General features: G+C 69.8%; 17 protein-coding genes and 1 tRNA gene. 6 read left to right on the top strand and 12 right to left on the bottom strand.

The features are described from left to right. The first annotated feature begins 45 nt into the window (after positions 1-45). On the top strand, positions 46-396 hold the full coding sequence (locus EAO73_RS18585) for a MerR family transcriptional regulator (RefSeq protein ID WP_147972656.1): 351 nt from the start codon (positions 46-48) through the stop codon (positions 394-396). 22 nt (positions 397-418) lie between these two features. Beyond that, on the top strand, positions 419-1,471 hold the full coding sequence (locus EAO73_RS18580) for a hypothetical protein (protein ID WP_224756360.1): 1,053 nt from the start codon (positions 419-421) through the stop codon (positions 1,469-1,471). 16 nt (positions 1,472-1,487) lie between these two features. Here EAO73_RS18580 and EAO73_RS18575 read toward each other — a convergent pair whose 3' ends face one another. From EAO73_RS18575 to EAO73_RS18520, 8 genes are all read right to left on the bottom strand, one after another. After that, the gene (locus tag EAO73_RS18575) at positions 1,488-2,111 is read right to left on the bottom strand and encodes a GNAT family N-acetyltransferase (RefSeq protein WP_224756359.1); all 624 of its coding nucleotides are present in this window, start codon (positions 2,109-2,111) and stop codon (positions 1,488-1,490) included. Positions 2,112-2,133: 22 nt separating this feature from the next. Then, a complete protein-coding gene (locus tag EAO73_RS18570; RefSeq protein ID WP_147972654.1) occupies positions 2,134-2,550 on the bottom strand; it encodes a DUF6578 domain-containing protein in 417 nt (138 codons plus the stop codon). A gap of 226 nt (positions 2,551-2,776) precedes the next feature. Then, positions 2,777-3,355: a chloramphenicol phosphotransferase CPT family protein gene (locus EAO73_RS18560; protein ID WP_147972653.1), complete on the bottom strand. Its 579-nt coding sequence runs from the start codon at positions 3,353-3,355 to the stop codon at positions 2,777-2,779. Between the two features lie 1,719 nt (positions 3,356-5,074). Continuing rightward, entirely contained in the window at positions 5,075-5,923 is an 849-nt protein-coding gene (locus EAO73_RS18550) for a helix-turn-helix domain-containing protein (protein ID WP_147972652.1), read from the bottom strand. 11 nt (positions 5,924-5,934) lie between these two features. After that, on the bottom strand, positions 5,935-6,465 hold the full coding sequence (locus tag EAO73_RS18545; protein ID WP_147972651.1) for a DUF6879 family protein: 531 nt from the start codon (positions 6,463-6,465) through the stop codon (positions 5,935-5,937). Next, complete coding sequence (locus EAO73_RS18540; protein WP_147972650.1) at positions 6,434-6,697, bottom strand: hypothetical protein; 264 nt, start codon at positions 6,695-6,697, stop codon at positions 6,434-6,436. Before EAO73_RS18540 ends, EAO73_RS18545 begins: the two co-directional genes overlap by 32 nt. 1,300 nt (positions 6,698-7,997) lie before the next feature. Further along, positions 7,998-8,195: a hypothetical protein gene (locus EAO73_RS18525; RefSeq protein ID WP_147972648.1), complete on the bottom strand. Its 198-nt coding sequence runs from the start codon at positions 8,193-8,195 to the stop codon at positions 7,998-8,000. 591 nt (positions 8,196-8,786) lie between these two features. Continuing rightward, a complete protein-coding gene (locus tag EAO73_RS18520; RefSeq protein WP_224756358.1) occupies positions 8,787-9,464 on the bottom strand; it encodes a hypothetical protein in 678 nt (225 codons plus the stop codon). 124 nt (positions 9,465-9,588) lie between these two features. On the opposite strand from EAO73_RS18520, the gene EAO73_RS18515 reads away from it, so the two are divergent. Next, positions 9,589-10,383: a DUF3800 domain-containing protein gene (locus EAO73_RS18515; RefSeq protein WP_147972647.1), complete on the top strand. Its 795-nt coding sequence runs from the start codon at positions 9,589-9,591 to the stop codon at positions 10,381-10,383. A 735-nt stretch (positions 10,384-11,118) separates the two neighbouring features. Here the strand turns inward: EAO73_RS18515 and EAO73_RS18510 are convergent. Beyond that, a tRNA-Val gene (locus EAO73_RS18510) sits at positions 11,119-11,193 on the bottom strand. Positions 11,194-11,378: 185 nt separating this feature from the next. On the opposite strand from EAO73_RS18510, the gene EAO73_RS18505 reads away from it, so the two are divergent. From EAO73_RS18505 to EAO73_RS18495, 3 genes are all read left to right on the top strand, one after another. Next, a complete protein-coding gene (locus tag EAO73_RS18505; protein ID WP_147972646.1) occupies positions 11,379-12,146 on the top strand; it encodes a DUF4097 family beta strand repeat-containing protein in 768 nt (255 codons plus the stop codon). Positions 12,147-12,251: 105 nt separating this feature from the next. Next, a complete protein-coding gene (locus tag EAO73_RS18500) occupies positions 12,252-13,655 on the top strand; it encodes a hypothetical protein (protein WP_147972645.1) in 1,404 nt (467 codons plus the stop codon). Between the two features lie 264 nt (positions 13,656-13,919). Beyond that, positions 13,920-14,141 (top strand): FmdB family zinc ribbon protein, encoded by a 222-nt coding sequence (locus EAO73_RS18495; protein WP_147972644.1) that lies wholly within the window; start codon positions 13,920-13,922, stop codon positions 14,139-14,141. 140 nt (positions 14,142-14,281) lie between these two features. Here EAO73_RS18495 and EAO73_RS18490 read toward each other — a convergent pair whose 3' ends face one another. The 3 genes from EAO73_RS18490 to EAO73_RS18480 form a co-directional block, all read right to left on the bottom strand. Further along, positions 14,282-14,941: an O-methyltransferase gene (locus EAO73_RS18490; RefSeq protein ID WP_147972643.1), complete on the bottom strand. Its 660-nt coding sequence runs from the start codon at positions 14,939-14,941 to the stop codon at positions 14,282-14,284. A gap of 62 nt (positions 14,942-15,003) precedes the next feature. Beyond that, complete coding sequence (locus tag EAO73_RS18485) at positions 15,004-15,831, bottom strand: HAD family hydrolase (RefSeq protein WP_147972642.1); 828 nt, start codon at positions 15,829-15,831, stop codon at positions 15,004-15,006. After that, the gene (locus tag EAO73_RS18480) at positions 15,828-18,260 is read right to left on the bottom strand and encodes a phosphoribosyltransferase (protein ID WP_147972641.1); all 2,433 of its coding nucleotides are present in this window, start codon (positions 18,258-18,260) and stop codon (positions 15,828-15,830) included. The genes EAO73_RS18485 and EAO73_RS18480 overlap by 4 nt, the downstream gene beginning before the upstream one ends. Positions 18,261-18,308: the final 48 nt, after the last annotated feature.

Below are 18,308 nucleotides of genomic sequence, written 5' to 3'. Positions count from 1 at the left end.
GAGGTTCAAGAGCCCACGAGGCCCGGAGCATGTGAGGTGCACCACATGAAGATCGGCGACTTGGCCGCGGAGACGGACACCTCGGTCCGCCTGCTGCGTTATTACGAGGAGCAGGGCCTCCTCGCCTCCCATCGCCTCGCCGGCGGCCACCGCCGCTACGACGCCGACGCCCCGGCCGTGGTCCGCCGCATCCGCTCGCTGCTGGACGCGGGCCTGCCGACCCGCACCATCCGCGACCTGCTTCCGTGCGTACGGCAGGACGGCACGGTGGCCCTGTGCAAGTTGGAGACCCTGGAGCAGCACCTCCAGGGCCTGGACGACCGCATTTCCGCACTTCAGGAGACGCGGATCTCCCTGGCCGGCCTGGTGGGGGCGGCCCGCGCCGAGGGGCCGTGACCGGCCCGCCTAAGGTGTGCCGGTGATCTTCAACCGAAAGCAGCGGGACGCGCGCTTCACCGCCGCCGTGTCCGACCTGGAAGAGGCGGTCTCCGCCCGCGACGGCGACCGCACCGGGCGCGCGTTCAGCGCCGTGATGAAGAGTGCCGAGTCGGCGTCGGACGCCGAATGCCGCGACGCCGGGCCCCGGTTGGCGGCCCTGATCCCCGCCTTCCCGCCGACCGGCCCGCGCACGATGCTGGCGACGGCGGCCGGCTTCTGCGTCGAACGGGGAGCCACCCCGCTGGCCTGCGCGGAACCGATCCTGGACGGCGTCCACCTGGACCTGCTGGACGCCCTGGAGTTCGCCCGCCGCTGGACGGCGACGGACACCGACCTCCCTGACCCCGACCAGGAGTTGATCGACGACACGTATCTCTCCCGGCTGGGCGACGACACGTACGAGGCGACCCGCCTGGCCCTGGCCTGGTGCTCCCTGGAGGAGTGGCAGGCGCCCGCCCTCGCGGTGCTGTGCCGCAGCACCGAGGTACGCCGCCGGCACGCGTCGGACGTCCTCCCGCTCTGCCGCGAGGTGGAGGCCCTGGGCCGGCACGACCTCAAGTGCCTCTCGTACGCCCTGGCGGTACTGAACGACGAACCGCTGATCGTGCTGCACCGGCCCACCGACAAGGCCTTCGAGATACGCGTCGACGGCATCGGCGACAACTTCCAGCTCCACACCCTGCTCGCCCACGTCCTGGTGGGCGGCGGCAACGTCCCCGGCACACCGCCCTCCGCAGAGAGCGTCCGCCTCTCGACGGACCCCGCCCCCGCCCAGGGCACCTCGGACGCGACGGCGACCGGTTTCTTCGAACTCCTCGCCCCGGACGGCACCCGCATCTGGAACGAGGGCCTGCCCGACGACATCCCGGTGGTGGAGGGCCGCCGCGTGCTGGTCCTGGACGACCCGTCCTACCAGCGCAGCTGGAACGCCGACCGCTTCTTCCCGCACCTGCCGGGGAAGGCGGAGCTGCTGCGCGTACTGCCGCCGGACGAGGCGAAGACCTGGTACGCCCACACGTCACCGGCCGCCTGACCGGCCCGGACCCTCCTCACGCACCCGGCGCCACGAAGCACAGAGCGTCGAAGTGCCGCCCCGCGAAGAAGTGCCGGAGCTCACCGATCCGCTGCCATCCGAGCCGCTCGTACAGCCGGATGGCAGCGGCATCCTTGGTCAGAACCTCCAGCACCAACGGCAGGCCGTGCGCCCGCGCGTACCCCTCCGCCGCCCCCACGAGCCGCGCTCCCGCGGAAGCCCCCCGAGCCTCCCGTGCCACGAAGAACCGGGCCAGCACCGCGACCTCCGCATCCCCGGGCTCACCCCGTCGCTCCCTCCAGAGCCGCGCCACATCCTCCCCACGCCGAGCCCGGTTGACGGCAACATGCCCCACGACCCGCCCACCGACCTCGGCAACCCAGGCCGCGATCAACCCGTCCGGCGACAACCACGCCTCGGCATCCGCCACCCCCTCAACGGGATACCCGTCCGACGCATGCACCCCGGCAAGCACAACAGCTGCCGCCCCCAGATCCCCGTCCACCCGCGCCCGAACCACAACTCCCGACACGACGGCCCCCTCCACCAGCGACAGCACTTGCCGGACCACCTTGCCATCCGGCCCCGCGCCCCCGACACGGACCGCGCCCTCGACCACGACGGCGAATGACGGGACCACCAGCTCCCCCTCCCCCTCCCCCTCACCCGCGAGCGGCGGCACCTCCCAGCGGACCGGCGACCCGCCTGGCGGTCACCAGATACCCGGCAAAGGTGACCCCCGGCTGAGCTTTCGCCCACCCGTCCGCCTCCTCGACCGGAACCAACACGGTGGTGCCCGGAAGGGGATAGTTCACCTGCTCCTTGACGCCCGGAGGCACCCCGTAACGGCAGTGCACCTCCACGACGGACACGACCTCCACCGAGGTGGGCGCACGCTCCTCGCCCGCCCCGTGGTGCTCCTCGCAAAAGTCGATCTCCCCCGCACGATCCCTGCCGACGAGGTCGACATACTCCTCGGGATCAACCTCCACCAGCGTCCACGACACAACGTCCCCAGGCGCGAAGGGCTCCCCACAGCACTGCATCTGCCAGTCATCGACCCAAATCGTCAACGTCACACGGCCATTGTCCACCGAGCTCCCTCACGCCCGCTTCTATACCCGTATGCGCCAAACCGCTGAACAGGCACGAGGTGACGACAGCTTCCTGCTCCGACGCCAGGCCCTCCACCTGGACTGGTTGCCGCGACGACGCCGTCCGGCGTGAGGGACCACCGCCGACGCCTTCGCAGCGGCCCATTACGAAGGCGCTCTCAGGAGGCCGGCACGGCCGAGTAGGCATACCTCACGCCGTCAGCGGTTCCCGGCCGTCAGTCAGGTGGCGTCGGCGGAGGCGGGTGAAGGCGGTGGGGCTGGGGCGGTGCGGGAGGAACTCTTTGATCCGCTGCGCGCATTCATGTGGACTTGCCGCGCTGGTGTCGCACTCCAGGTCGTAGTCACCGTGGCCGTGGACCAGATCGTACTGCTGCGCCGCGAGGCCATGCGGGCGATCCCCCCGTGTCAGCTCGCGGCGGGCCAGCTCGTCCAACGGGCAGTGGACGCCGACGAACAGCACGTCCTCGGGCCGCAGCACCGTCAGGCAGTCGAGGAGCCGCCACGGCTCGCTCAGCACATGGTCGACCACGATGTCGTTGCCTGCCTCCGCCATGGCCGCGATCGAGCGGTGGAAACCCATCCTGGTCCGCCTCAGCGCGGCACCGAGCTCTTCCACCCCGAGCTCCCGCTTACTGCGCATCGCGTTGAAGCCGTCGACCGCCATGTGGAAGAAGACGCCGTCGTCCAGGACGTCCAGAAGCTCCCTGGCGATGCTCGACTTCCCAGAGCTGGAGGTGCCGTTGAGGAAAATGATCCGGCCAGATGCCATGCCGGTATGATCACACGCTGCCGGCACCACGCTCAGGAGAGCTCCAGCGGAATTCCTCTGCCCCTGGCGGGCTATGTTCGAAGCATGACCATGGACAAAACCATGGAGTTTCAGGCGCGCCACTACGACTACCGAGACTTGATGCGCCGAGAGCTGTCCATGAACGACTGAGGTCGGTGGAGTCTCAATGCGTGAGTCAAGCTGACGGGCACCGGCCATCAACGAGGACACCGCCCGTGCCGGATGCCGGCTTCGAGATCTGGCCTCATCCCTATCAGGTCGGTGCAGGGCGCCACCCACCATGGCCGATCCGGTCCCGTGCTGCGTCTACCTGCCGTGCGCATCCGCCGGGATTCGCGGACGATCGGTCCCGTTGGTGTCAGCCGCTGATGTCATCGACAGATGGTGGTTCATGACGCCGGTGTCCGTACGTACCCGATGGCGACGAGTCCCACTCCGATGACTGCGGCACTCGGAGACCAAAATGCGCCCCATACAAGCAGGAGTGCGCCTGCCCCCCACACCCTTGGCCGCTTGACGTGCCGCTGTAGCCAGCGGCCGGGGATTCGTCCGAGGATCAGCGCATGGATGCCGAGTACGGTGCTCGTCAGTGCAAGCGTGATCGCTACGAACAGCGCGCCCAGCGCCATTGCCCCAAAAGCCACTCCCACGGTCCGCCCCCTTGAAGCCACACTTCGGCAGCTGAGCCAGTGTGGCAGAGCCAGCGCGTTCGCCGCTCTCCTCAACCCACCACTCGCCCCGGCTCCCATCCCGTCCGCCTTCGGCCCACACACCGTGGAGCGGTCGTGGTTCAGGGCGTCGAGGTGGAGCGCGCCACTGTACGAACGACCTTGACGCCCTGGGCCGCGACTGCTCGGCTCTGCCTGGGTCGAAGGTGGTCGGGATGGGAGCCCCGCTCCGGTCGGCACTCGCGAACGGCGCCCCGCCCATCCCGGAGTCTGAGCGCCCCCGCCGGAGGCATCGTCTTGAAGCCGCGCGCTTGGTTCTCGTCTCATGCCCCTCGGGCCTACACGGCGGGCGCGCGTCGGCGCAGCCAGAGCCGGGAATCGCACCCGGCGGAACAGAGCGCAGCCGGGTGCCTTGATGAGGTAGAGAAACCTGTAACAACTCGTCCTGGATTCAGGCGCTGGCAGTCATCGTGCGGCCGTCGTGTGAACGAACGTGGGGGTCCATCGGTGCGCAGTGCATCCGTGACGCGGTCGGAGAAGCCTGCGCGCATGCGGGCGCGGCGGGCTCGTCGCGCTCTGGTACCTGACGAGTCACGTCGGGGGTGACCTGTTGGGCCAGCACTGTGCCGGAGTACTCCATCTCCCCACCCACACGCCGGTCCCGGAAAGGCAAGGCCCCGTGCGCGTCGCGGAAGTGGTTGCGCTGGTGACAGCGTTGGGTGGCGGCGGGTTCTCGTGGCTCGGGCCACGGCCAGGGCCGCCCGGGTAACGGCTGCGGCCAACTAGGCGATTGCCTGGCGACTGCGGAATCACAGGCGAAAGCCCAGGACTTCGCGGTGTTGCAAACGACGGCCGCCCGGGGCGACGAGGAGAACAGGTCACTGCGGGGCCGCGTGGTCAGGTTCGAGTCCCTGCTGCGGGCGTTCTCGTGGACGGTGGGCTGGGCAGATGCACCCGGGCGGGATCGAACCGGAGCCGGTGCATCCCTTGGTCGATGAGTACAACCGAACTGGAGTGTGACCGCGGCGGGTCAGCCCAGTGCGTCGATGGCCTTCACGATCAGGGCGCGCGCCTCCGCGCCATACACCGCGGTGCGGCGCATCTGCTCGAACGCCCGCAGGTACAAACCGATCTCGGTGGGCTGGGTGATGCGCACCTGCGCGGACACCAACTCGACGGACACCAGCGCGTCGTCGTAGACGTGGAACGTCTCGCGCGGCCACTGCCCGCGGACTGCCGTGGAGGGGATGATGCCGAGCGACACGGCAGGCAGGGCCCCGGCCGTGAGCAAGTAGCCGAGCTGGGCGGCCATCGCGTCGGGGCTGCCGATGCGGTACCGCAGCACGGCCTCTTCGACGAGGAGCACGAACCGCCGGCCACGCTCGTGAATGATCCGGGACCGTTCGACACGGGCCCGTGCGGCGTCCGCGCTGTCGTCCACGGCGAGTTCCCTGAATTGGGCGCTCATGCTGAGCACGGCGGCAGCGTAGCCCTCGGTCTGGAGCAGGCCGGGGACGAGGGACGAGGAGTAGACCCGGAAGTGCTGCGTCTGCTGGAAGAACGCCACCGCGCTGTCCTGAAGCTGCTTCAGCCCGGCGCGGGTGCGGTGCCGCCACTCGCTGTACATGGACTCTGCGTTCAGCGACTGGGCGATGAGGTCGTCGGCGTCTCGCTCGGCACCGACGGCACGGCACCACAGGCGGATGTCGGTGGCGGTCGGGCCGGTGCGCCCGTTCTCGATCCGCGAGGTCTTCGAGTGGTGCCACCCGCAGCTGCCGGCCAGCTGTAGGACGGTGAGCCCGGCCCCCTTCCGCAGCTCGCGCAGCCGTCGGGCGACAACTTCGCGTGCGGACTGTGCGGAAGAGGAGGGGAGCGTCATGTCCGTCCTGGTCAATGGATGTCGTACTGGTCGTGCGGGGTGGCGCGGTCCCACACCGCTTCGAAAGCATCGGCGCACAGCTTCACTGCGGCAGGGTCCTCGGTGACCTCGGGCCCCTGCGACGAGCCGTCGCCGGCGAAGTGGTTCCACTGGACCAGGCGCCCGTCGAACAGCCAGAAGTCGTTGCCGGGCAGCGCCAGGTCGGAGGCTAGCCGCCGCGGCAACCACCGCACCTGCTCGCCCGCGGCCACGTTCGTGAAGGTGTTGTCGTACAGGTAACGGGTGTACTCGCTTACCGGCTCGGACACGACACGTGCCCGCCGGATCGCCACGCCGCGGCCGACGGCCTCGACCACCACATCGAGCCACGGCCGCCACCACGACACCCGGTCATCGGGGTCGTAGCGGGACCCGGCTCGCCAGTCCACGAACGGGCCTTGCTCGTAGTCAACGGCGTAGACGTCCCGCATCTCCAGGTGAACTGCCGACCGGGTGCAGCCGTCGAGCAGGTCACGGAAGCTGGACGGCACGTTCGACGGCATCGCACGCCTCCCTGATCATGTGCACCATCCGGGCCGGGATACGGATCACGGCCTCGCCCTCCGGGATACCGACGGCATGGCCGGGCACGGTGAACGCCGCAGCCTCCGCCTCAAGTTCGGGGCCGGGCTTCCATCCCTGGAACACGAACTCTCGCTTGTCCTGGTCGACCCACACGGTCGGGCTCTCATGGTCCCCGGTCTCCGGGTCGATCCCGATGAACAGTAACGACATGCCGATCTCCATCCACGCTGTGTGCAGTTCTGTGCACCACAGTCCTGGCCGTGGCGGACCAGTCCAAGAGCGCGAAGCGGCCATCCACCCACAAGGGGTCCACCTGCGCACACATCTGCACACAGCTGGAATGCGCGCACATACCCCCCTACGGTCATGCCCATCCACCGGCCGCCAACGCGGGGACACACCATGACTACTGCGTTACCTCTACCGGGCCCCGCCACGCTGTCGGATTCGCAGCAGCGCGGAGCGAACTGCGTCTGGTGCGCCGCTCCGCTCAACAACTCGGCAGCACACGACCTCGGCCCGCGCCCTCTGCCGGCGTTCGGGTCGGCCGTTCGCTGGTTTCCCCGCTGCTGCCTCACCTGCCGAAAGGACCGGGCATGACGGCACAGACGAAACCGAAGGAAGCGGCTGACGACACGGCGTACCGGACGTGGGTCGGGCACACCGTGGCCTGCGCGACCTGCCGCGCCGGCACGTCGTGCGTGACGGCCACAGGACTCGGCCGGGCTTGGCGCCAGGCGCGAGCATGAGGTGCGCGAACTGCGGCCGCCCCCTCACCGGGGAAACGGCGGCGCGATACCCGATCGAGGGGGCGAGCGGCCCTGGCCGCATCGTCATCCTGTGCAAGACATCGTGTCGCCGCTCGGCCACGAACCCGCCGTCGTACCCACCCCGCTGATTCCCCTGCCCTTCCCCGAGGCCAGCGGCGGCCTCGGGGAAGGGCAGGGCTACTCCCGCACATGTCGGCGAGGTCCACGCGGTCGCGTCAACCACGAGCAGCAGGTGGCCGAGGAGCGGCGAGTTGTGCTCCTGCTCCCACCGGCTCACCGTCTTCCGGTCGAGCCCACACCGGCCGGCCACTGCCTCTTGCGTGAGGCAGGCGGCGACACATGCGGCGAGGATGCGGTCTCCGATGACCCGGCGGCGGGCGGGGAGACGCACCTGTTCCTCCCACGGGCGGCACCCTACGTGCTGGGGGCACGGAGTCCAGTTCCCCGATCGAGCGACCGGGCCGAAGAATCCCGTGGGAAGTGGACTCTTAGTCGACTCCGGGCACGAGACGAACCCTGCCCGATGCTGAACCGGGGGTCAAAAACAGGCTCTGAACCGGTCGTTATCCTCGGTGGGCGCGGACAGTTCCGAACCCGCCGACGTCTGCTTTGTAAGTTCGATCTGACGTTCTCAGAAGGCGGCTACCGCGAGGCTTGTGCGGACACCTACGGCCGTTCGAAGTCGTTGACGTCCGGTGCCGTTGATGTCAGCCATAGATGTCAGGTGCCGCCCTGTTCGGCTACGGGCGACGGTAAATGGCCGGGTCGGTTCCGGGTGCCGGAGCCCGCGAGAGGTCGAGGTAGCACGGGTGGGCGGGGTCGCCTACTTCCATGACCACGAACTGGTCGACGTCGTGCTTGGCGAAGCGATGGAGGTACTGCAAGAAGAGTTCCAGTTCCTCATCGGAGAGAGGCTCGTCGTGTCGGTCGTTTCGCACGCTCCCACGCTACAGCCGGCCTTGGTGACAGGACCTCTTCGTCCCGAAGCAACCTAGGACGGTCGGTGACCGTGGACTGCTCCGCTTGTCACCTGCGTTGATGGTCCACCAACGTCCGCAGTTGTCCGCGGTTGTGCGTCGTGGTTGTCACGCAGTTAGACACTCAGCGCTCACCCTGCGGCCCCGGCTGTACGTTGCGGCTGACGAGCAAAGGAGCTGTGCTCAGCTCGACACTGCCCCACCCGCGAAGCCAACTGCAAGGTCTCCCAGTACGTCACAAAGAGCGCTAGCCCACTGCTTCATCCTGCTCGACTTCGGTTCATCAGCCATGCGGTTCTCCTCACGTTCGTTCGCCTCCATGCCCTGGTCGTTGTCGTTCAACTTCAATGCCAGGACCTTGCAGATGACGGCCACGGAGAGGGACAGCGCGAGACTCGGCAATGCCGAGCTCAGCACAACTCCGAGGTCACTTTAGCGCGTACCGCCTGTCAGCCTCCTTGGCAACGCCACGGGTTGCCGGTCTGTTGGGCACGGAGGCCACAAGTCCCCATCGCCGACACGATCACTGGGTGACTTAGCATCAGGGGCAGCTCAGTCATCCGGTGGCCGGTGCAGTGCTGTCGGGGACACCGCGCGGCCGGTCCCGGTGTCGACGACCGCTGACTGCTCCGGTATCACCGCCTCTGAGAGGGCTGACCAAGCAGCCAGAGTTAGTTGGGTCAGACCAGGCACGGATTGTGCATGGATCGCACCGCGAGAGCGACTCTGCGCTAGGTTTCGCGGCTGCCAGTCGCCGGATGTACGCCGCCGGCGGCTATTCAGTGGCGGGGCAGTTGCCACCTGTAGGGCGTGCTCCAGTGCAAGACCGCAGACAGTTGAGCCCATCTCGTCAACCAGCGATCGTTCGCGCACAGGCACTTCGGGGAGCAGCAGTGGCCAGCGGATCACCACCACCCTCTCCCAGAGTTCGGGTGGCACCGTGTTAGCCAGGTGGTGGCTCTCGCCGACTGGCAGGTCCCGGAGCCGGCGCTCAGCCTCCTGCGTCTGTCCTACGTAGCAAATGCCTGCACCGGCGCTGAACACCCCGTAGAGGGCGGGGCCCGTGACGGCTGGGCTTCCTCCGTGCGCTTCGGTCAAGAGAACGCCGACGCGATGAGCGAACTGAAAGCGGCGCTCCTGCCACCGCGCAAGCAGTGAAGGATCAGCCAACAAGGTCGTCAGCGATTCGCGCCAACCGCGGTAGGCATCCTCGTACATCTGATCATCCACGTACCGCAGCGTAGACCTTGGTAAGGATTCGGGTCCGGCCCTTGACTGCCGTAGGGATACGCGAATCGGTAGTCAGCCGGCGCTGTCAGATCTACCCTGATGCCAAGTCGCAAGGGGGGTGCCCATGGATCTCAACGGGGTGGGTTCGGCTGGGGAACTGCTTGCTCAGGCCGAGCGTCCGTCGTTCGAGTGGGCCTACGTAGACGAGACCGGGGACTCTGGAATGTCCGCTGGGAGCTCATCTACGTACATTTTGGCTTGTGTGCTCGTTCCGGCTGACGGCTGGACGCAGCGGCTAGATGTTCTCACCAAGATGCGCCGATCGATCGGAAAGCAATACGGGGTGCGGTTGCGAGACGAGATCAAGGCTAACTACCTGCTCAGGAGCCGAGGAGATCTCAAGCGCTACGGCTTGGGGGATGGCCAACGACGCAACATTTACCAGACGCATATGAAGACGCTGATTCTTGTTTCGTCTGGTGTTTTCGCCGTAGTGATCGATAAACGCAAGATGACCAAACCGCGCGACCCGTCTGAGATTGCATGGAAGTACTTGATGCAGCGGCTGCGCGAGCGATCGACACAGTCGAGCGTTCCGATCGCCCTCGTGCATGACGAGGGCGAGGACAAGAAGATCAAGTCCCTACACAGGGCGTTTCGACGGGTCAGCTGGGATGCACGCGGGGCTAGGGTACAGGCCCCCTATCTCGTAGAAGACCCCATCTCGCGCAAGTCTGACGACTCCTATTTCATCCAGCTTGCGGACCTGTGCGCTTATGCCGCGTATAGACGGATCGTGCCGCCAGACGGGAGGTCGGGAGCGGTCTGCAACGAGAAGATGTGGGGGGAACTGGGGTCCCGAGTGTTGGCTGAAGTCTCCACAAATCGCCCCGACGGGATAGTTCACTGGCCTCGTTGAGCCAAAAAAGAGGCCCCCCGTAAAGGAGGGCCCTGATCGCAGACCTACACCTATCAAGGAGGACAGGTTCAGCCCGCACCACGATAGAACTTGATTTGGGAGATCAAGTCAAGTCGGCTGCCGAGTGATTTCCGGCCTGCCTCAACCCACCACTCATCCCGGCTCCCATCCCGTCCGCCTTCGACCCACACATCGTGGAGCGGGCGTGGTTCAGGGCGTCAAGGTGGAGCGCGCCACTGTACGAACGACCTTGACGCCCTGGGCCGCGACTGCTCGGCTTTGCCTGGGTCGAAGGTGGTCGGGATGGGAGCCCCACGACGCTCACCACGAGACGGCCGGCACTCGCGAACGGCGCCCCTGCCATCCCGGAGTCTGAGCGCCCCCGCCGGAGGCATCGTCTTGAAGCCGCGGGCTTGGTTCTCGTCTCATGCCCCCGGGCCTATCCAGTTGTGGGCGCGCGTCGGCGGCGGCAGCGCCGAGCGGGCCGAAGGCAGGAGCGCGGGCGCAGCCAGAGCCGGGAAGCGCGCCCGGCGGAGCGGAGCGCAGCCGGGTGCCTTGATGAGGTAGAGAAAGCTGTAACAACTCAGTGTTCGGAAACGACTCGCAGCCCTAGGCCCACGGGTAGCGGGTCCGCATGCTGAAGCGGCAGCGTCCCGACCGTGGGTGATCGTGCCCGTTGATGTCAGATGTGGATGTCAAAGACCCCCAGCCATGATCAGCTGGGGGTCTTTGTTCTGGTGGGCGCGGACGGTTTCGAACCGCCGACATCTGCTTTGTAAGAGCAGCGCTCTACCCCTGAGCTACGCACCCGTGGATGAAGGAACAGGTTACATGGCCCGTGGGGTGGGTCGACAATCGGTTGTTGCGGGYCGGGCCGGGGGCGTACGGGGGATAGCCCCACCCCCGAGACGGTAGCCGTCCGGATCGTCCTCGTGGCGGGGAGTTGCCTACCGTGGGGGCACATCGCAGCACCGGCCCAGGGGGACCTGATCACCATGACCATCCGTAATCGCAGCGCTCTCGTGGCTGTCGGGGGCACCGTTCTGCTCGTCGCGGCGCTCACCGGGTGCGGGAGCACGGACGTGGAGGACGCGCCCGCCGAGCACAAGTCGTTCGCGTACAGCGGGAAGGCGCTGACCATCGACGCGGAGAACTCCGTCGTCGATGTCGTCCCCGCCGATGTGGACGAGATCGAGGTGACCCGGAGGGTCGACGGGTGGGTCGTGCTCGGGAGCGGGCCGGACCCCGTGTGGAAGCTGGAGGGGGACACGCTCACGCTCCGGGTGAAGTGCTCGGCGATGATCAGCAACTGCGAGGCGCGGCACGAGGTGAAGGTGCCCCGCGGGCTCGCGCTGACCGTGGACGCGGACAACGGGAAGATCACCGCGTCCAGGTTCAATACGCCGCTCAAGCTCTACTCCGACAACGGCGGAGTCGTCGTCCGGGACGTCAGCGGCCCCCTGGAGCTCAAGAGCGACAACGGGTCCGTCCGGGGCGAGCGCGTCTCCGCGCGGTCCGTGGTGGCGCGGTCGGACAACGGGTCCGTGGAGCTCGATCTCGACCGCGTCCCGGATCTCGTGGACACCGTCAGCGACAACGGGCGCATCTCCATCGACCTGCCCGCCGGGACCACCTCGTACGCCGTTTCCGCGTCGGCCGACAACGGGCACGTCGACGTGAAGGTGCCGCGCAGCGACGACAGCCGGCACGTGGTGAAGGCCCACAGCGACAACGGCGGGGTCGCCGTCCGGCGCGCGAGTTGAGAAAAGGAGCGCAGTCCGCGTCCGGCGTGAACTAACCGGCCCGTGTGTTCGTCCTTACTGGTGGGAGAATGTATCCGACAGGGCGAATCGGCACGGGAGAGGCATGTGACGGCGACACACGCGCAGCCGCAGGCGGGAGTCGTCGGAGCGGTCCGGGAGCGGAGTCGGCGTCGTACGGTCGGGCGGGGCCTGCGTGACGTGTGCCTGCTCGCCCTCGCGCCCCTGCCCCTTCTTGTCGCCGCCCTCCCTCTCGCCGTCACCGGCGGCGGGACGCGGCGCTGGTTCGGGGGGCGTGGCGAGAGCCAGCGGGCCGAGGCGCAGGCGGCGAAGGACGCGGCCGCCGAGGCGTTCTACGAGCTGGACACCGCCCAGCGCGACCTCAAGATCTCCATCGAGACGATCACCGCGGTCGACAGTTCGCCGGCCGCCCGCAAGGCCGTCGACGACTTCGCGGCGCTGGGCCGGCGCATCGACGAGGCGAGCCACGCGTACATCACGGCTGTGGACGCCCATGACCTCGACCGGGACGATCTCGAACCGTCCGTCGCCTCCAAGGCGCGGGCCGAGCTGACCTCGGCGAAGGAGCAGCTGGTACGCGTCAAGGGGGAGCTCGACCGGTTCGGCGCCGGGCTCGGGCCGCTGCTCGGGAGCGCCGAGACGCAGCTCGCCCGGCTCGCGCCGGCGGTGGAGCGTGCGCGACAGGCGCTCCTCGCCGCGAGCAACGCTCTCGATTCGGTGCGGGCGTCCGGGCTGCGGGCCGACGAGCTCGCGTCCCGGCTCGCCGCCCTCGCCCCCGAGCTGACCAAGCTGAACCAGGGTGCCGGGCGTCACGGCGTGACCGAGACCCTTCAGCGCGCCGACCGGGTGCTGCGTGACGCGGAGGCCGTGCGGGCCGAGGCGGAGAAGCTGCCGGAGCGCGCCTCGGAGATCGACCGCCGGCTGGTGACCCTGCGCACCCGTGCGCAGGCCCTGACGACCCGGGCCTCGTCGGTCGAGCCCGTGCTCAGCGAGTTGCGGCGGCGGTTCTCCGCGGCGTGCTGGCAGGACCTCCAGCCGGTTCCGGAGCAGGCGGCGGTCAATGTGCGCCAGGCCGAGGAGAAGCTGAAGGAGGCCGCGCGGGCCCGCGAGGAACAGCGCTGGGCCGACGCGACCTCCCGGCTGAGCACCGTGCGCGCGCTGCTCAACGCGACGGATGAGGCGGTGTCCGCCGCCGGTGACCGGCTCAGGCGGCTCGACGAGGTGGCCAAGGACCCGCAGCATGAGATCCAGCGCACCCGGTTCGCCATCCGCGACGCCCAGCGGCTGGCCATGGCCGGGCGCCACACCCCCGAGCAGCGTCACGCCCGCCCGCTGGACGACGCGGTGGCTCGCCTCGACCAGGCCGTCACGGCCCTGGAGAACCGCCACCCCGACTATTGGCACTTCCTCACCGTGACGGAGGGCCTGCGGCAGATCGCCGCCGATGTCGTCGCCGACATCCGTGAGGAACGGGGTGCGGGCAGCCACTGACGCCTTGCGGCGTCGGCGTTCGGCGGGGGCGGGTGCCGTGCGGATGCGCGCCGCCCGCGTCACGGACCGCGCGGGACGCGAGGGCTCCTCGCGCGGACCCCACACCACGGCCGCCCTGTCGGGACGCCCAGTCGGCGGGCGTTCCGTACGCCGGCGTACGCGGGCCCCGTACGCCCGACGCACGCGCAACCCGTTGCCGCACGTACAACCCGTCGCCGCAAGCGCCCAGCAGACTCCCCTGCCCCCGCCCGCTAACCTGGCGCCATGCCTCGTTACGAATACCGCTGCCGCACCTGCGGAGACACCTTCGAGCTCAGCCGGCCCATGGCCGAGTCCTCGGCACCCGCCTCCTGCCCCTCCGGGCACGAGGACACCGTGAAGCTGCTCTCCGCCGTCGCCGTCGGCGGCTCGGCCGGTTCCGCACCCGCGCCTTCCGCCGGTGGCGGGGGCGGGGGCGGCTGCTGCGGCGGAGGCTGCTGCGGCTGACCCCGGGGCACCCCGGACCACGGCCACACCCCGGGCCCGGCAGCACCCCGGACCACGGCCGCACCCCGGGCCCGGCGGCACCTCACCGCCGGCCGCCCCGGGGCGACCCGCGCCCCGGGCACCCCGCCGCCCCCGGGCGGCTACCGCTTGCGCGACAGCGTCAGTCCGTCCGACACCGTCAGCAGCACGCTGTCCATCCGCGCGTCGGCCGACACATGGTCGTTGAACTCCTGGATGGCCTTCGCCGCGCCCGTCGCGCCGGGGTCGGTCACGCGGCCGTTGAACAGCACGTTGTCCGTGGTGATGACCCCGCCCGGCCGCATCCTGGGCACCAGCTCCTCCCAGTACGCGATGTAGCCGCCCTTGTCCGCGTCCAGGTAGGCGAAGTCGATGTGGGGTTCCTCCGGCATCGCACGCAGGGTGTCCAGGGCGGGGGCGATGCGCAGCTCGATGCGGTCGGCGACGCCCGCCTTCTGCCAGGCCTCGCGGCCGTACGCCGTCCACTCCTCCGAGACGTCGCAGGCGATGAGCCGTCCGTCCTCGGGCAGGGCCTGGGCCATCGCCAGGGCGGAGAAGCCGGTGAAGGTGCCGACCTCGACGATGTGCCGGGCGCCGGTCAGCCGGACGAGGAAGGCGAGCAACGGGCCCTGTTCCTCGGCGGACTGCATGCCCGCGTGCTCGGGCAGCCGGGCGTAGGTGGTCTCGACGAGGTCGCGCTGCACGGCGTCCAGTGGCGGGTTGTGCGCCAGCATGTACGCGTACAGCTCATCGGTGATCCTGGTGGAGTTTCCCTTGGTCATCGCACAACTCTACGGTCGCCCGCATGAATTGCCCGTAAGGCGGGAACAGCGGACAGCACCCCTCAGGCCTCCGACGACGCCCGCAGGAACCGGCGCAGGATCTCCTCCCCCGCGGCCACGCCCCGCTCGGGGGTTGCCTCGACGTGCGCGGCGTTCCAGCCGGCGTCGGCGAGTTCGCCGTGGCCGGGGCGCCAGCCCCGGTCGGCTGCGAGCAGGAGGTCGGCGTCCAGGAGGGAGTCGCCGGCGGCGAGGGTGTGCGTGGCGCCGGTGCGGCGGGCCACCTCGCGCATGGCGGCGCTCTTGGTGAGCGGGCGCGGTACGACGTAGATCTTGCGGCCCTGGAGGGACACGGTCCAGCCGCGCGGCTCCGCCCAGGCGGCGAGCTCCTTGGTCCACTCCGGGGGCAGTTCGGCGCGGTCGACGACGAGATAGGCGAACAGGTCCTCGGCGACACGCTCCTTGAGGAGCCACGCGGGGTCGGCGGTCGCGGCGAGATGGGCGCGGACCTCGGCGAGCGGGGCGCACTCGTCGGTCAGCCGGCGGGCCACGGTCCGCTGCCAGTCCCGGTCGGACTCACCGTTCACCAGGATGTGGCCCCCGTTGGCGCAGATCGCGAACTCGGCCGGACCACCGGGGAGCCGGATGCGCTGGTACTGCTTCCGGGTGCGCGTAGTGGTGGGGACGAAGACCGTGGACGCGGCTCCGGTCAGGTCGGTGAGCAGACCGGCGGCGGTCTCGGTGACGTACGAGAGGGGCTTGTGCTTGTAGACCTCGACGCACAGCAGCCGGGGTGCCTGTGCGTCCTCCATGGTGAGCTGGAGCGCGGCCGCCGAGTAGATCAGGGTGCGGTCGAGGTCGCTGGCCACGAGGGTGACCCGGGAGGCGGTCACGCGGACTCCACCGCCTTGCCGTCGGCGCCGGTGGCCCCTCGGGTGTACTGGGGGTGGATCAGCCCGACGCAGGTGTACGGGAGTGAGTCGACCTCCTCGACCGGTACGCCGCGCTGCTCGGCCAGCAGCCTGATGTGGTCCAGGTCGGGGCCCGCGCCGCGCCGGGCGAGGATCTTCCACGGGACGCGGCGCAGCAGGACCCGGGTGGTCTCGCCGACGCCTGGCTTCACGAGGTTGACGTCGTGGATGCCGTACTCCTCGCTGATGCGTTCCACGGCGGCCCAGCCCTCCCAGGTGGGGGCCCGGTCGGCGGTGAGCAGCTCCCGCACCTCGGCGTCCACGGCATCCGCGACCTCGTCGAAGCGCTCGGCGACTGTGTCGAGGAAGAGGCCGGAGACATCGGATCCGGCGAGCTCGCGGTAGAACTTCGCGCCGTGGAAGTCGTGCGGCCCGACCAGGTCGGCGCGCAGGACCGTACGGGAAATGAGCCCGGAGACCGTGGAGTTGAGGCAGGCGGAGGGGATGAGGAAGTCCTCGCGGGTGCCGTACGTCCGCACGCAGCCGCCCGGGTCGGCCAGCACCGAGATCTCCGGGTTGAAGCCCTCCGCTCCCCCGGCCTTCTCGTACTCGACGATCGCGGCGGCCAGTTCGCGGGTGATCGCGCCCTTGCCGGTCCAGCCGTCGACGAACACGATGTCGGCCGGGTCGTGGTGGGCGGCCAGCCAGCGCAGCGCGTTGGCGTCGATGCCGCGTCCGCGCACGATGGAGACGGCGTAGTGGGGCAGTTCGACGCCGCGCCGTGCCTGGGCCCAGCGCCGCATGAGCACGCCGACCGGCGTGCCGGCCCGCGCGAGCGACACGAGCACCGGGCGGGGGCCGCGCTCGGCGAGGACCGTCTCGGTGACCGTGCCGACGGCGCGGGCGATACGGGCGGCCGACAGCGCGAGGGCGCTCCTGAACAGCTCCTGGTACGCGGCGGACGGCTGGTACTCGACGGGGAGCGATTCCGCGTAGTGCGCGCCCCCGCTCTGTATCGCCTCCTCGCGCTCCTCCGTGGGCGCTTCGAGGCGGGTGTCCGAGAGGTCCTGGAGCAGCCAGCCGACCTCGTCCGGCGCGTACGAGGAGAACGCGGGGCCGCGCAGGGGCTCGGGCAGTTGCATGAGGTCTTCTTCCTGGCGTTCGGGGTCCGGCGCCGCCGGTACGTATGAGGGGATCACCGCGAGCAGGACGTGTGCGGTGTGCGGGGCGAGCCGGTCGAGCAGGCCGCCGGGGGCGTGCAGGGCGGGGGTGTCGGCGGCCGAGTCGACGACGACGACGACGGCGTCGAAGCCGGCGCCGGCCACGTTGTACGCGTAGCGCTCGCCGGGGCCGTCGGCCGGGTCGTCGTGGGCCGGGAAGACGAGCCGGGTGCGTATCGCGTAGCCGGGGTCGTCCACGGCCAGGACCGGGGAGCGGGTCGTGGTGGAGTAGCGGACCTCGGCGTCGGTGCGCTCCTCCAGGGCGGTGGCCAGGCGCAGCGGCGCGTACATCAGCTCCTCGAAGCCGAGGACGAGGACGCGGCGGGGTCCGTCGCCGAGGGCCAGGGCGATGCGGTCCGCCAGGGCTGGGAGCGCGGGCTCCAGGAGGGCGCGGTGGGCGGGTGTGAAGCCGTGGCGCCCGCCGTCGGGGACACCGGCCGGCCAGGGGAGGTCGAGGCGGGTGGGGGCCGACGGCTGCGGGGCCCCCTCCTCGGGACGGGCCTCCTGCTCCTGCTGCGCCACCAGGGCCTGCCCCTTCTCCAGGACGCCGTCCGGGAGCGTGACCGTGCCGGTGTTGCGGGCGACCAGGTCGACGCGTGCGCCGATCTCGGCCGCGAACTCCGTGAACCGGTCCCGGTCGACCGGTGAGCGCATGTCGACCAGGGCGACGATGACGTACCGGTCGCGGGGGTAGCGCCCGTGCAGGTCGCGGATCGTGTTGAGGACGGTGTTGCCGGTGGAGAACTCGTCGTCCACGAGGACCAGCGCCGAGCCGTCCCCGGCCGCCGCCAGCAGGTGCGGGTCCTCCGGGAGCAGCAGGTGGGAGGTGGCGTGCGAGTGGGCCTCCTCGAAGCCGCCCGCCCGCGCGACGCCGGGCACGGGCCTGCGGGTCGAGTGGAGGTAGGGCGCGTCGCCGAGGCCGTCGGCGACCGAGTGGCCCAGGCCCGTGGCGGTCTCCGCGTAGCCGAGGACGACCGCCCGCCGTGCCCCGTCCTCGCCGAGCAGCGCGCGCACGCGGCGGCCGAGCTCGTATCCGGCGCCGTACACGACGGAGGGGCGTTGCGGCACATGCTTGCCGAGGACGTTGGACACGAGCAGGTGCGCCCGCTTGGGGTTGCGCCGCAGGGCCAGGCCCAGCAGCTCGCGCAGCTCCCCGTCGCCCACCAGCCCGACGCCCAGTCGCTCCGCCACCCAGCTACCCGACCACACCACGTCCGTGTCTCTTTCCACTCGCCTGTC

The organism is Streptomyces sp. col6, assembly GCF_008042035.1.
Classification (GTDB): domain Bacteria; phylum Actinomycetota; class Actinomycetes; order Streptomycetales; family Streptomycetaceae; genus Streptomyces.
The sequence above is the reverse complement of the archived record's forward strand: the minus strand, read 5'-3'. Positions and strand labels throughout refer to the sequence as shown.

Bases quoted from the DNA above. Each gene is read 5' to 3' on its own strand.
- EAO73_RS18585 (WP_147972656.1), top strand. From the start codon at position 46: ATGAAGATCGGCGACTTGGCCGCGGAGACGGACACCTCGGTCCGCCTG.
- EAO73_RS18560 (WP_147972653.1), bottom strand. From the start codon at position 3,355: ATGGCATCTGGCCGGATCATTTTCCTCAACGGCACCTCCAGCTCTGGG.
- EAO73_RS18550 (WP_147972652.1), bottom strand. From the start codon at position 5,923: ATGACGCTCCCCTCCTCTTCCGCACAGTCCGCACGCGAAGTTGTCGCC.
- EAO73_RS18545 (WP_147972651.1), bottom strand. From the start codon at position 6,465: ATGCCGTCGAACGTGCCGTCCAGCTTCCGTGACCTGCTCGACGGCTGC.
- EAO73_RS18540 (WP_147972650.1), bottom strand. From the start codon at position 6,697: ATGTCGTTACTGTTCATCGGGATCGACCCGGAGACCGGGGACCATGAG.
- EAO73_RS18515 (WP_147972647.1), top strand. From the start codon at position 9,589: ATGGATCTCAACGGGGTGGGTTCGGCTGGGGAACTGCTTGCTCAGGCC.
- EAO73_RS18505 (WP_147972646.1), top strand. From the start codon at position 11,379: ATGACCATCCGTAATCGCAGCGCTCTCGTGGCTGTCGGGGGCACCGTT.
- EAO73_RS18495 (WP_147972644.1), top strand. From the start codon at position 13,920: ATGCCTCGTTACGAATACCGCTGCCGCACCTGCGGAGACACCTTCGAG.
- EAO73_RS18490 (WP_147972643.1), bottom strand. From the start codon at position 14,941: ATGACCAAGGGAAACTCCACCAGGATCACCGATGAGCTGTACGCGTAC.